This window comes from Pseudomonas violetae (assembly GCF_023072615.1).
Taxonomy (GTDB): Bacteria; Pseudomonadota; Gammaproteobacteria; order Pseudomonadales; family Pseudomonadaceae; genus Aquipseudomonas; species Aquipseudomonas violetae.
This window is the reverse complement of sequence record NZ_JAKNRW010000008.1, coordinates 17,420-30,569: the sequence shown is the minus strand read 5'-3', so window position 1 is coordinate 30,569 and position 13,150 is coordinate 17,420. Positions and strand designations below refer to the sequence as shown.

At 60.2% G+C, this 13,150-nt stretch carries 9 protein-coding genes and 1 pseudogene; 6 read left to right on the top strand and 4 right to left on the bottom strand.

Going from position 1 to position 13,150, the window contains the following annotated elements:
* The first annotated feature begins 166 nt into the window (after window positions 1-166).
* The 4 genes and pseudogenes from L9059_RS12495 to L9059_RS12480 all read left to right on the top strand — a co-directional run bounded on the left by L9059_RS12495 (window position 167) and on the right by L9059_RS12480 (window position 3,483).
* Window positions 167-661: a hypothetical protein gene (locus L9059_RS12495; RefSeq protein ID WP_247291258.1), complete on the top strand. Its 495-nt coding sequence runs from the start codon at window positions 167-169 to the stop codon at window positions 659-661.
* Window positions 595-1,449, top strand: coding sequence for an MFS transporter (locus L9059_RS12490; RefSeq protein WP_345894338.1), 855 nt, complete (start codon window positions 595-597; stop codon window positions 1,447-1,449). The genes L9059_RS12495 and L9059_RS12490 overlap by 67 nt, the downstream gene beginning before the upstream one ends.
* A pseudogene (locus L9059_RS12485) lies at window positions 1,433-2,181 on the top strand (DegT/DnrJ/EryC1/StrS family aminotransferase). Before L9059_RS12490 ends, L9059_RS12485 begins: the two are co-directional and overlap by 17 nt.
* A gap of 174 nt (window positions 2,182-2,355) precedes the next feature.
* Window positions 2,356-3,483, top strand: a complete 1,128-nt coding sequence (locus tag L9059_RS12480; protein ID WP_247291252.1) for a GGDEF domain-containing protein — start codon at window positions 2,356-2,358, stop codon at window positions 3,481-3,483.
* Window positions 3,484-3,499: 16 nt separating this feature from the next.
* Here the strand turns inward: L9059_RS12480 and L9059_RS12475 are convergent, their stop codons facing one another.
* The 4 genes from L9059_RS12475 to L9059_RS12460 form a co-directional block, all read right to left on the bottom strand.
* Window positions 3,500-5,719, bottom strand: coding sequence for an LTA synthase family protein (locus L9059_RS12475; RefSeq protein ID WP_247291250.1), 2,220 nt, complete (start codon window positions 5,717-5,719; stop codon window positions 3,500-3,502).
* A gap of 105 nt (window positions 5,720-5,824) precedes the next feature.
* Window positions 5,825-7,861: an LTA synthase family protein gene (locus L9059_RS12470; RefSeq protein ID WP_247291248.1), complete on the bottom strand. Its 2,037-nt coding sequence runs from the start codon at window positions 7,859-7,861 to the stop codon at window positions 5,825-5,827.
* Window positions 7,862-7,892: 31 nt separating this feature from the next.
* The gene (locus L9059_RS12465; protein ID WP_247291246.1) at window positions 7,893-8,504 is read right to left on the bottom strand and encodes a hypothetical protein; all 612 of its coding nucleotides are present in this window, start codon (window positions 8,502-8,504) and stop codon (window positions 7,893-7,895) included.
* Entirely contained in the window at window positions 8,501-9,790 is a 1,290-nt protein-coding gene (locus L9059_RS12460) for a sialidase family protein (protein ID WP_247291488.1), read from the bottom strand. Before L9059_RS12460 ends, L9059_RS12465 begins: the two co-directional genes overlap by 4 nt.
* Before the next feature lie 546 nt (window positions 9,791-10,336).
* Between L9059_RS12460 and L9059_RS30640 the strand changes: the two genes are divergently transcribed.
* Both L9059_RS30640 and L9059_RS12445 read left to right on the top strand, forming a co-directional pair.
* Window positions 10,337-12,340 (top strand): aminotransferase class I/II-fold pyridoxal phosphate-dependent enzyme, encoded by a 2,004-nt coding sequence (locus L9059_RS30640; RefSeq protein ID WP_282615446.1) that lies wholly within the window; start codon window positions 10,337-10,339, stop codon window positions 12,338-12,340.
* Between the two features lie 24 nt (window positions 12,341-12,364).
* On the top strand, window positions 12,365-13,147 hold the full coding sequence (locus L9059_RS12445) for a transporter substrate-binding domain-containing protein (RefSeq protein ID WP_247291244.1): 783 nt from the start codon (window positions 12,365-12,367) through the stop codon (window positions 13,145-13,147).
* Window positions 13,148-13,150 lie beyond the last annotated feature (3 nt).

The window sequence follows — 13,150 nt, the reverse complement described above, 5'->3', positions numbered from 1 at the left end:
GGGCTATCCGCGCCTCTTGGGGCGGCGAGCTTGTGGCGCCAGAGCAGCACTAAGGGTAGACCCGAGTTGGGCACTCAGCTAATAGCTGGAGTGTTGGGGGATGATAGGGAAAGTCTCTTAGCTGGATTGATTAGGGCCTGGGTTTTTGCGACTGCGGCACAGTCGGATGGACACCCGGCTGCGTACCGACAAGAAGCGCAGGCTGCAGTTCGCCGACGAGACCGAGCGGGAAAGTGCGGAGAAACTGCAGGACTTTGATTCGCAGCTGATCAAGCAGGCCGACATCATATTGTTGATGTCGATGTTTCCCGACGATTTTTTAGAGGTCGTGAAGCGTGCAGCGTTTGATTATTATGAACCGCGTACGGTGCATGAGTCGTCGTTGAGTTACGGCCCGCACGCTGTCGTTGCCGCGCATCTGGGCAAGACGCAAATCAGTGCCGATTTCATTGCCCGTGCCAGCCGTTACAACTTGGATTTCACTCCGGTCGACGAGTACAGCAATGGGCTGCATCTTTCTGCCTATGCCGGAGCCTGGCAGGGATTGGTGGAAGGGCTGTCGGGACTTGATATCGGCATCGGTGTTTCACGGCCATGTGCTCAGGTTCTGCTGGTCAATCTGCTGCCCAAAAAGCACTGGTGGCGGGCAACGGAGCGATGAACTTCATTGATAATCTGGTCGCCATTCTGTTCCCGGCGACGCTGGGCGTGTTCATCATTCTGTGGGACCCGGTCTGGGGGATACTGATCGATGGATTGACCTTCTTCTGCGCGGCGATTTACACCGCTCAGTTGCCGAATGTCGGCCACCATGAATCGGAAGAAGAGTTCTCGCTGCGTGAAGCGCTCAATGGCATCACTGTGGTTATCAATAACGCGACGCTGTTGCTGGGGTTTGCCGCGACGCTGGTGCTGAACGTTCTGTGTTTTCCGATTTTTCTGGTGATTGCACCTTACGCGATCAGTCATCGCTTCAGCGAAGAAATGTGGGGTTATTGCCTGGCAGCATCGGGGTTCGGCGCTTGTGTCGGCTCAGTCATCACCGTGCTGGCTTCGGGGCATGAGCGACTGGTGGGGCTTGCGGTCATTTGCGGGCTGTTTCTGGCGGGGGCCATGGCGTTGCTCGGGCTGGGTACGTCGGCGTGGATGGCTATTATGAGGGCGACATTCGTCGGTATCGTCGAAGCATCCTGGCTCACGGGCTGGGCAACCGCCATACAGACACTTTCGCCGGAGAAGGATCTGGGCAAAGTCGTTGCGGTTGATACCTTCGTCACCAGCGGCGTGCACCCCTTTATTTATCTGGGCAGCGGTGTGGTCGGCGGGATTATCGGCTACTCCCAGACCCTGACGCTCACCGCCGTTGTCAGTGCGGTCGGAATACTGCTGATTGTCCTGACTGCCATCATGTTCATGCCAAGGAGTGCGCGTAATGATCAAGTGCAATAACGTACAGGAACAGGCTCAGGATCGCTCTGGCCAGATCTTTGAACGCTGGCAGGCGCTACTGCAGTCGGGCGACTTTATTCTGGGCGACGAGGTTCTGATGTTCGAATCATGGATGTCGGATCGGTGCGGCGGGGCGCACGCCGTTGCCCTCAATTCAGGCACGGATGCGTTGTTTCTGGCGTTGCGCGCGCTCAAGATCGGACCCGGTGACAAGGTGATCACTTGCGCCGATACCTTTGTGGCCACCGTCGGGGCAATTGTTTCTGCCGGTACCCGGCCGGTGCTGGCGGATGTGGGAGACGATGAACTGATGGACGTCGACACGATCGCGCCACACCGGAGTGACCGGACCAAAGCCGTCATTCCTGTTTACCTGCGCGGACGTCCGCTGGATATCGATGCAATCATCGACTTGTGCCGCTCCCGCGGGATGGCGGGATGCTGGCCACCCGCGATCCGAAGATTGCCGAATACGCGCGTATCGCGCGCAATCATGGCTTGGAAACACGTAACGAATCGGTCCGGTTCGGCATTAACTCTCGACTCGACTCGACTCGACTCGACTCGTTGCAGGCAGCAGCGCTCAATGTCAAAGCGCAGTATCTGGATCAGTGGCTAAAGAGGCGCGTGGAAATCGCCGCGTTCTATGATGACGTCCTGTCCGCAGCCCGCACGGGCACAGACCTTGGTGGCAGCAAGCCGGGAAACTCCTACTATCACTATGTCGTGTAGTCCGCTAACCGTGATGGGCTGCAGGCGTTTCTGACACCCCGCGGCGCTCAGGTTTTTCGCGAGTAAGCTCGCTCCTACAGTGAGATTTCTTCGCCAATGAGTGTTATTCAATAGCGGGCGTTAGTGGCGGGGTGCCACAATCTTTTTTCGCGGCAGCATGATCAGGCGGATCACATGGATCGAATGGGGCTTCGGTACGACCAGCAAGCGCAGATCGCCGAGCAAGTGCGCGCAGACCGCTTGCACCAACTGTTTCACCAATCGGTGTCGGCGGTATTCGGCAGTTACCTGGCCGCTCTCATGCTGTGCTGGCTTTGTTGGGGCAGTCTGGATCACAACGTGGTTTTGTGCTGGATCGCATTGTTGTCGGTGTCTTCGTTGTTGCGCCTGGGAATGTTCATTGCCTATTTTCGTAGCCCCGAGCGGGAGCGTACCCCGCAACGCTGGGAGCAAATGTACTGGCTGACGCTGGTGCTGTCGGCTGGTATCTGGGGCGCCGGGGCGCTGGCGGTTATGCCCGTGGACGACCTGTTGTCCCAAGCGCTGGTGATGTTGTTCGCGGTGGGGATGTCAGTCAGTGCGGTGTCCTGTTACTCGTCGTATAGCCAGATGACCCTGGCGTCGATTGCACTGGTATTGCTGCCCAGTACTGTCTGGCTGTTGTTCCAGTCGTCAACGATTCAGGTGGGCATGGCCCTGGCGGTGTTGGTATTTGCCTCTTTTGTAGCCAGCGCGACCCGCAAGTTGTCGCAGGCGCTGGAAACCGCCTTTCGCCTGACCCGGGAAATGGAACGGGCCCATAGCATTTCCACTCGGGCTGCGCAGACCGACGAGCTGACCGGGCTGAACAATCGTCGTGCATTCTTCGAGCATGCCCAGCAGTTGTACAGTCACTGCAAGAACCATCGGTTACCGCTGTGCGTGGTGATGCTGGATATGGATCACTTCAAGCACATCAACGACACCTACGGGCATCAGGTCGGGGACCAGGTGTTGCGGCAGATGGGGGTGGTGATCAGCAAGTCGTTTCGGCCTACGGATGTGTACGGGCGACTGGGCGGCGAGGAGTTCGCGGTGCTGTTGCCAGACACTTCGATCGAGGTTGCGCTGGACATCGCCGAGCAGGTCACGCGCTCCATCGCGGGGTCGATGACCGGGCCGGTGCATTGCATCACGGCCAGTCTCGGGGTCGCGTCAATGGCTAGCGAAGATCATGACCTGCACAGCCTGATGAACAACGCGGACAAGGCGTTGTACCGGGCCAAGGCGCGCGGGCGCAACCAGGTGGCGGTGTCGGAGTAACGCCTCGCCGCGTTACTCAGCTCGACTCCGCCGTATCATCCTCCAGGGTTTCGCCAACCGGTTCTTCCTGTCCGGGCAGTTCAGTAATCACGCTGAAGTCACTGACCTCGACGGCGCCTGTGCCGTAGCCCAGCAAGTGAAAAGAAAAGGCCTTGCGTGACTCCGGATTATCGAAGCTGAAGTCCATCTCCAGCGGCTGGTCGGCGGTGACCAGCATTTCTGCCGGCAGCCCTACCTGCACGTCCTGTTCAAATTCCTTAGTCTTGAGCAGGATGTAGGCATCCTCCTGGCTGTCGACCGAGCGCACGGTCAGGCGCACCCGGGTGTGCGAGCCCTTGGGCATTTCCAGGTATTGGGCGCCTATCAGGTTGTCGGCCCAGTCGTCCTTGATCTGCGCCTGCAGCGGAATGCTTGCCGGGCTGCCAAACTGATAACGCTGGTTCAGGGGGGTCTGCATCAAGGTCCGATCCAGGGCGGTGGCGCGTGCGGCAATCTGCCGGGCACGCTGACCACCGTATTGGCCGAGCAGCTTCGCCCGATCGGCGATGAAGCCTTCACTGGCGTAGTACCGGCAGCGTTGCTGGAAATCACACTCGGTAAAGGTGCCCTGGCCATCGTGGTAGCGCAGGTTGCCGTTGGTGTAGGACATGATCTCGCGCCCGGTCGCATAGTCGCGAAACAGTGAGCGGCCGCTCAAGGTGGCAGGCACGGGCAGGGCGAAGTAGTCGAGGATCGAAGTACTCAAGTCCACATGTCCGTACACCCCGGGCTTGATGTGGGGTAACTGCTTCTGATCGGGCGCGAGGGTCAGGTTGAAACCCCAGGATGAAGCGAGGCGCAGGCCATCGATGCCATGGGACTCATCGGAAGTGATCACCACCAGGGTGTCTTTCAGCACGCCCTGGCGCTCCAGACCGAGAAGGAACTGGTCGAGGGCATCATCCAGATAACCGACCGCCGCCTGCTTGGGGGTGTCGTAGCGTTGCAGGTAGTCCTCTGGGGCGGAATAGGGCTGATGGGTGCCGACGGTCAGCAGGGTCAGCATCCACGGTTGTTTTTGTTTTTTGAGCTGGCCGACATAGTCCAGCGCACCTTCGAAGAACGCCTTGTCGTCCTTGCCCCAAGGGAAGTCCAGATACGACGCGTTGGTGAACCACTCAAGGCCCAAGGTCGTGTCGAAACCGATGTGCGGCATGATCTTGTCTTTGGCCATGAAGCGCAGGCCGGCGCCCTGGAGGTAGTGCGTGGCAAAGCCATTCTTGCGCAGCTGCGCGGGCAGGCAGTCCTGGTTGCGTGCGCTTTGGGTGAGCATCTCGACACCCTTGGGGGTGCCGTTGTCGAGCTTGTCGTAGTCACCGCAGAGCATGGCGTACAGGCCGCGAATGGTCTGGTGGCTGTGCAGCACGTAGTCAGGGGTGTTCATGCCGCGTTCCGCCCAGCGACTGAGGCGCGGCATCAGGTTCGCCTGATAACTGCTGTGCAGCGCTTCGCGGTTGGCCGCGATGTAGGCGCCGGGAATGCCTTCCAGCGCGATCACCAGCACGTTGCGCGCCTGCCCGCGGCCGTCCAGCAGCCGCTGGCCGTCCAGGTCGAGTTGAACCAGGCCGGCCATCTGCGGTGGTACGTCGACGATGTCGCCCTCGAGCCATTCTTCCAAAGCCATCTGCACGTTGCCCGTGCCTGCGGCCATCAATTGATGGGGCAGGTTGTAGACGCGCCACTGATCGGCATCGGTAGGCTGCAAGTGCTGCGCGCCCCAGTGGGCGATCAGCAGTAGCACCGGAGCGCTCCAGGCAAGGCGAGGCAAGGACGGCGCGGGGGCCGGAGGCGCCAGCCAGTGGCTGAGCAACCATGCACCCAGCGCAAGCAGCATTATGGCTGCCAGCCAGGGCTGGGCGAACCCGCCGCCCGTGGAGTTTTCCAGGAACTGCGGGTCGATCAGGTAATGCACGTCTGACATATTGGGCAGCCGCCCGACGGCACTGACCAGCTCAGCGCTCGCCACCGTCAGGAAGCCCCATGCCAGCAACACCGGCAGCGCCAGCCACCAGGGGCGACGATGCAACAGCACCACCAGCAAGCTGCCGATGGCGACGTCCGACAGGTAGCCGTGGGGATTTGACCAGCCCAATGCCGCTCGCAGGCATAGCGGTACGACCAGCACCAGGCCGGTGAGAGCGATAAGACGCGCGTAGGGTTTCTGTAACCCGAGACGGATTTTGTTCACAAAATGCATTCCAGCCACTAAATCGTCACACAAGTGTGCTGGATGGTATCAAGTGCCGGCAAAACTGGCCCGGATATATGAGGTCACATTTGCTCGCCGGCACTTGTCAGGCAGTTACTTGCGCACGTTCTGGTAAAGCATCAGCCTCGAGGTTTCATGCATGCCCCGGGTCAATTGCACCAGGCGCTTGAACTCCTCGGGGTTCTGCTTGGCCACGTCGTCCAGTGGAGTCATCGAAGCCAGGTCGTGCAAGGTCGGTGAGCTGCCGTCGTGTTCCATCTGCACCATGTAGTGCTGGGTGACGCCGGCAATCAACGGGAAGGTGCCTTCACGCAGGACCAGCGGCACCACGCGCTCACCTTCAGGGGCGGGCTGCTGGATATCCCGGCCCATGCCGCTGTTGCGAAATTCCAGGCCGGCCATACCGGCCACGGTGGGCAGCAAATCCACCAGGCCCACGGCTTCCCCGACGGTGCGCGAGCCCAGCAGTGCAGGTGCATGGATGATCATCGGCACGGCGTTGCTTTCCAGGCCCAGCTGTTCGTAGGCCGGGGCAAGGAATGGGATCTGCGCGATGCGGGTGTTGTGATCGCCAAACAGAACGAAAATGGTGTTTTCGTAATAGCCGCCCGCCTTGGCGATTTCCATAAGGCGCCCGATGTTAAAGTCCAGCAGGCGAACGGCGTTGTACTGCTCGACGCTGCGCGAGCCGGCAGCCCGTACTTCGGCCAGGGTCGGATGCTTGACCTCGAACCCGTCATTGAGCTTGGGAATGGTGAAAGGGCGATGATTGCCGGCGGTTTGCACATAGGCAAAGAACGGCTTGTCCTTGGGCAACGCCTGCAGGATCTTGTCGGTCTCCTTGAACAGATCCAGGTCGGAAATGCCCCAGACATCCACCACCGGCGCCTTCCAGTCGCGCTCCTCGTACAGCCGCACACCATCGATGCTCTGGTGAATCAGCGCGTTCATATTGGCCCATCCGGAGTTGCCGCCAATGGTGTAGATCTTCTCGTAGCCGGTGAAGGCGTTGATCAGGGTGTTCTGCTGGGTGATCAGCGGGTTGCGCGTCGCGGTTTCCTGACGGGTGACGTCGGGCACCCCGGAGATGCTCGCCCACACGGTTTTTGCGGTACCGGTCACTGGCACGTAGAAATGTTCGAAGAACCAGCTCTGCTTGGCGAGGCGGTCAATGTTGGGCGTCGGATCGATCGGGTTGCCGTAGGCCCCGACGGCGCTGGTGCCCAGGGATTCGAGCATCACGAACATCACATTGGGTGGGCGCGAACCGGGAATCTTGTAGGGTTGTGGCGCCTGGTGCCGGACAAAATTGAGGGTTTGCGGGTCCGGCTGGTCGACGCCCAGGTAGCGGGACATGACGGCGTAGTGCTCGCGCACTTGCTGTTCGTCGTAGCGGGACTGGCCAACCTTGACCGTGTCGTAGAGGAAAATCACCGGGTTCAGGCCCAAGGCGGCGATCTGGTTATTGCTCGAGAAAAACGCGTCGCTCCAACGCAGCGGGACCGGGTTCTCCAGGTTCATGTTTTCCACCCGGCCGAGGATGCCCAGCAGCACCAGGACCACCATCAACGCGCTGCCCCAGCTGACGGAGAGCGGGTGAATGACCTTGCGCGGGCGGTCCAGCGTGATCCGTTCCAGGCGTACCAGGGCCAGGGTCACCAGCAAGACGGTCGCCAGCCAGCCGAGGCTGATCCAGATCACCGGGTACGTCTGCCAGACCATGTCACGGGAAATCTGCGCGTCCTCGATGAAGCGCAGCACGGTGGCATTGATCCGCACGCCGAGGTAGGCGTAGTGACCAAAATCGATGATGTAGATCAGCAGCAGGATGCTCAGGGCCGCGACCAGATAGACCCTGGCGACATAACGCAGCACGCGGCTGGTGGTCAGGTTCCAGCGCGGAATCCAGGCCAGAAGCGCCAGGGGCAGCACGGTGAGGATGGCCAGGCGCAAGTCGAAACGAAAGCCGATGCCCAGGGTTTCCACAATGGCGGGTTGGCCACTGAGGTCACTTGAGCCAAATCCGGAAAAGCCGAAGAAGAACACCACCCGCAATACGGCGAACAGCGCAAACATGATCGCGGTCGCTCCCAACCAGTAGTGCAAGCGTCTCGATTGCAACCAACCCATCCCGGTTCCCCTGTTTAAAAGTCGTTAAATCTCAAGTGGATCTGTGGCCCGCAGATCCTCGCCTGCCGGTCAGCCAGCGATAGGCCTGGCGAGTGGCGAGCACCAGCAGTGCGCCACAGCAAAACAGGCCCAGCAGCGGATCCACAAGGTAATCCCAATAGTTGTGCGAAGGTTTCAGCCCCACCATGAAGGCCAGGGTCGCGCCGGCCAGCATGGCGACTGCCAGGCCGTTGCGCAGGTAGAACAGGCCGAGCGTCAGCAAGGCAATCAGGGTCAGCAGCACGCGCGGGCTGAAGCCCAGTCGGTAAGGGTCAACGTAGCTCCAGCCCAGGGTTGCCGGATACAACACTACGGCCATGGCGGCGAAGATGATCAGTACACCGGCATACCCGCGTGGCGCAGGCGCCAGGATGTCCAGGCGGCGCAGGCAGCCCCACGCCATGAAAATCATCGTGGTTATCGCCAGGTCATCGATGTGGCTACGCAAATAAGCTGCCAGGGTCAAACCGTCCAGCGGGATAAAACTCGCGGCGAGCAAGGCCAGCAGCAGCGCCCCACGCCAGAGCCGGGCCAGGCCGAAACCGGGCAGCAGCAGGAAGATGATCATTGCGAAACTGAGATGGGCTTGCCACAGGTTGATCATTTCAGGCGCTCGGACAGCCAGGCATCGTTGAAGGTAACGTGCTTGATGAAGGTGTTGTTCCAGGAATAAACCAGGTGATACATGCCGTCGGGACTGCGGATGAAGTAGGGGTACTCGTACTCGAACTCACAGCCGCGGCTGGTGCAGACCCGGGTGTCCAGGTTGCTCAGGAACTGCGCTTCCAGGGGCTGGCGCAGGGCGCCGCTGGAGTCGCGAAATTTGTTGCCGATGATTTCCTTGTAGGCTTGCGGGGAAAACGGCATGCCTTCAGGGTCAGGTGATTTATCCAGGTCGCGCAGGGAGCGCCAGTGGTCCATTTCCGCATCAGTGCCGTACAGGCTCAGCTTGAACCGCCCTTCACGCAGGTCATTGAGTGCCACCAGCAAGCCGTGTTCCGGCGTGGCCACTGCCGCCAGCGAAGAGTTTGGATTGAAGGGGGCTAGCGGATAGGGTTCGCTCCAGGTTTGCCCTGCGTCCTCGGTACGAGTCGCCAGCACACGATGGTGGGTCTCGCCGGCATACCGCAGCAGGGCAACCCCACGCTGGCCATCCAGCGGCACCACCGTTGGCTGCAATGAATTGGTGCCGCGGCTGATGCGGAATTTATCGATGACGTTGCCATCCGGGCTCAGGTACAGGTACTCGGCAAACTTGCCGAGAAACTCGTGATACACCGGCAGTCCGATGGACCCGTCGGCATGAAAGACCGGCGCTGAGCGCACCAGGGTGCTGATGTTCAGGAAGGGCGAGGTAATCAGCTGCCGCGGCGCGGACCAGTTCTCGCCGAAGTCGTCGGAGACCATCACGTTGACCGCACTGCCGGCCCAGCCGCCCATCGACACCGAGACGTAGAACAGCCACATGCGATTGTCCGGCGCCAGTGCGACGACCGGGTTGCCCAGCTTGCGAATGTATTTTCGAGTGCCTTGCTGTGTCGAGTCGCGGGTGGCCAGGATCTGCTCGGCACCCCATTCGCCGGTTTGTGCATTGAACCGGGCCGAACGCACCTGCACATCGGCAGCACCTTCGCGGGTGCCGGCGAACCACACCGACATCAGGCTGCCGTCTGGCAGTGCGGTGACCGCCGAGGAGTGCACAAAGTCCACCAAGCCTGAAGAGGCGAAGCGACTGGTGTAGACCGGTTTGGCCACTTTGTCGGCCACGGCCATCACAGGGCTCATCAGCGCAAAGGAGGAGTGGACAGCGGCGGGGTGGGTAAACCATGCGCCCGCAAACAGGCACACCAACAAACAGTAAACGGCAAGACGGGGAAGATTGATGCGCATCATACGGCTCGGCATCTCAGGGGCCTGATCGAGCGCCGTAAACTATCACCAGTAGTTGCATATACGGCGTTTCGCCAGGAGGGGATTTGTAAGGAGGTATTTGTATCTTGTGGGAATGTCGGCGAAGGGATATGCACATGGCGCAGTTGGGCGACCTGGTGAGAGGCCGGGAGCTTGTGCCACGGGCTGCTCGGGCGTTTGCGCCGAAAGAAGTCCTGGCCCATACGCGGTGTCTGCAGCCCCGCCGTTGACTGTCGATCGGCCAGCTTGATGAGGCCGAGGCGTTATAACCCGGGTTTCGCGACCCCCTTGTTACTCCCGGGGCCTTTGCCGGGCCATTAGGATAAGGCCATCACCGTCACAGCAAATTCCTGCTTCAGACGTATCTTCAAACGCCACCACTGTCGCAAAAACGACCTCTTTACACTGAACACGAATCTGCAGGAATTATCTGTTGAACGACTGTTCAGCTTCGATTATGTTTAGACCCACTTCCCCGGCTGGTAGCGCGGGCCTGCGTTTCTACCTATCGAACGAGGCACTTGCATGCGGTTTTCACCCTTTGTTCAGCGGATAACTGGCGACGGCGTTGCCGCTTGGGATATTCACTACGCAGCGTATGAAGCCCAACGCCGGGGCGAGGATGTGATTATCCTCAGCGTCGGCGATCCGGACTTCCCCACCCCTGATTTCATCACGGATGCCGCGATTGATGCCCTGCGCGAGGGCGACACCCACTACACCGAAATCGCCGGTCGCCTGAAATTGCGCGAAGCGATTGCCGCCCGCTACAGCCACCAGATCCACCGTGAGGTGCAAGCGTCCAACGTGATCCTCACGGCGGGGGCGCAGAACGCGCTGTTCGCCGCCTCGCTGTGCCTGCTGACAGCTGGCGATGAAGTGATTGCCCTGGACCCGATGTATGTCACCTACGAGGCCACCCTCAACGCGTCCGGCGCGACTCTGGTGCGCGTTCCGTGCGCTGCCGATGGTGGTTTCAGGCTGGACGCCGCCGTGCTGGCCAAGGCCATCACCTCGCGCACCAGAGCCATATTCCTGTCCAACCCGAATAACCCTACCGGCGTCGTGCTCAATCGCGAAGAATTACAGGCCATCGCCGAGTTGGCGGTTGTCCATGACTTGTGGGTGGTCGTTGATGAGGTCTATGAAAGCCTGACCTTCGAGCGCGAGCACTTGAGCCTTGCGGCGATGCCGGGCATGGCCGAGCGTTGCGTGGTGATCGGCAGCCTGTCGAAATCCCACGCCATGACCGGCTGGCGCATTGGCTGGATCGTCGCTAATAAAAGCCTGGTGGGCCACGTCGAAAACCTGGTGCTGAGCATGCTCTATGGCTTGCCGGGTTTTGTCATGGAGGCGGCGCTGAAGGCCGTGCAGTCCCATGCAGACGTTAGCCACGGCATGCGTGACATCTATCGCCGTCGTCGTGACTTGGTGGTGAACAGCCTGGCGGATTGTCCGGGGATATCGGTCCTCAATCCAGACGCAGGGATGTTTGTGCTGCTGGACGTGCGCAGTACTGGCCTGACGTCGCTGGAATTTGCCTGGCGGCTGCTGCGCGAGGCGCATGTCTCGGTACTGGATGCGGCTGCATTCGGTGAGCCGGCCCAGGGTTTTGTGCGGCTCTCGTTCACCCTGGGTGAAGAGCGACTGGCCCAGGCCTGTCAGCGTATTCGCAAATTTGTCCTGGTGTTGAACGGTGAAGCACCGCGCCCGTTGATCACCCGCGTGAGCATCGAGGCGAGCATTGAGGCTGCGCCCCGCAAGACCATGATCGAGGTCGATCGCCTGCACAAACGCTTCGGCAATATCGAGGTGCTCAAGGGCGTTTCGCTGACCGCGTGTGAAGGTGAGGTGATCTCCCTGATTGGCGCAAGCGGCTCGGGTAAAAGTACCTTGCTGCGCTGCATCAACATGCTCGAAATACCCGACCACGGCCGCATCCTCGTGGATGGCGAAAGCATCCATATGAACCAGGATCGGCCGGGTGCGCCATTGGTGTCCGATGCCAAACAGCTGGTGCGCATCCGTTCGAGCCTGGGCATGGTGTTCCAGAACTTCAACCTCTGGCCCCATCGCACCGTGCTGGAAAACCTAATCGAAGCTCCGACCCAGGTGCTGCGAGAAAGTCGCGCGGAGGCGACCGAGCGGGCCGAAGCCTTGCTCGAACGAGTGGGATTGGCGGCCAAGCGCAACGAGTACCCGGCGTTTCTCTCCGGTGGGCAGCAGCAACGGGTGGCCATCGCACGCGCCCTGGCCATGCGGCCCAAGGTCATGCTGTTCGATGAACCCACATCAGCGCTCGACCCGGAACTGGTCGGTGAAGTGTTACGGGTGATCCGCTCTCTCGCCGAGGAAGGACGGACCATGATCCTGGTGACCCATGAAATGGCCTTTGCACGCGATGTCTCCTCCAAGGTCGCCTTCCTGCACCAGGGGCTGATCGAGGAAACCGGTTCGCCGGACGATGTGTTCGTAAACCCACGCAGCGAGCGTTGCCGACAATTCGTCAACGCTCATCAGACTCGCTAATCAATAAAAAGACGGGGAACAATCATGGGAAATCGACGTTTGGCAAACTGGATGACGGGCGTGGCATGCGTGCTGCTGGCCGGAATGAGCGCAGCCCAGGCTGCACCGATTAGGTTCGCGGTGGCGGCAGAACCTTATCCGCCGTACACCGAGAAGCAGGCCAACGGTGAGTGGAAAGGTTTCGAGGTCGACCTGATCCGCAAGCTATGCAACGAAATGAAGGCCGAGTGCGAGATCAAGGAGGTGGCGTGGGACGGCATCATTCCATCCTTGTTGGCGAAGAAGATCGACGTGATCTTTTCTTCGATGTCGGTGACCGCAGAGCGCGAAAAACAGATCGCCTTCAGCAAGGCTTACTACGATTCGGCGATCGCGGTGGTCGGCCCCAAAAACACCACTATCAGCAAGTTCCCGGATGACCTCAAGGGCAAGATCATCGGCGTGCAGAACTCGACAGTCAGTGCCAGCTACCTGAAGGCCAAATACGAAAAAATCGCCGAGGTGAAGTACTACGACACCCAGGACTCGGCCAACGCCGACCTGATTTCCGGGCGTATCGACCTGATGATGGCCGACGGCACGGCCATGGCCGCTTTCGTCAAGACGGCGGATGCCGGCAACCTGGCGTACCTCGCCACGGTGCCCTACGACCCGATTTTCGGTAAAGGCGTCGGCGCCGGCCTGCGCAAGGACGACACCGAGCTCAAGGCCAAACTGGATAAGGCAATCACCAGCCTGTTGGCAAGCAAAGACTACGACGAGCTGTCTCAGAACTACTTCGGCACCAGCGTCAAACCTGCATTTTAAATT

Bases quoted from the DNA above. Each gene is read 5' to 3' on its own strand.
- L9059_RS12495 (WP_247291258.1), top strand. From the start codon at position 167: ATGGACACCCGGCTGCGTACCGACAAGAAGCGCAGGCTGCAGTTCGCC.
- L9059_RS12490 (WP_345894338.1), top strand. From the start codon at position 595: ATGTGCTCAGGTTCTGCTGGTCAATCTGCTGCCCAAAAAGCACTGGTG.
- L9059_RS12480 (WP_247291252.1), top strand. From the start codon at position 2,356: ATGGATCGAATGGGGCTTCGGTACGACCAGCAAGCGCAGATCGCCGAG.
- L9059_RS12475 (WP_247291250.1), bottom strand. From the start codon at position 5,719: ATGCATTTTGTGAACAAAATCCGTCTCGGGTTACAGAAACCCTACGCG.
- L9059_RS12470 (WP_247291248.1), bottom strand. From the start codon at position 7,861: ATGGGTTGGTTGCAATCGAGACGCTTGCACTACTGGTTGGGAGCGACC.
- L9059_RS12465 (WP_247291246.1), bottom strand. From the start codon at position 8,504: ATGATCAACCTGTGGCAAGCCCATCTCAGTTTCGCAATGATCATCTTC.
- L9059_RS12460 (WP_247291488.1), bottom strand. From the start codon at position 9,790: ATGCGCATCAATCTTCCCCGTCTTGCCGTTTACTGTTTGTTGGTGTGC.
- L9059_RS30640 (WP_282615446.1), top strand. From the start codon at position 10,337: ATGCGGTTTTCACCCTTTGTTCAGCGGATAACTGGCGACGGCGTTGCC.
- L9059_RS12445 (WP_247291244.1), top strand. From the start codon at position 12,365: ATGGGAAATCGACGTTTGGCAAACTGGATGACGGGCGTGGCATGCGTG.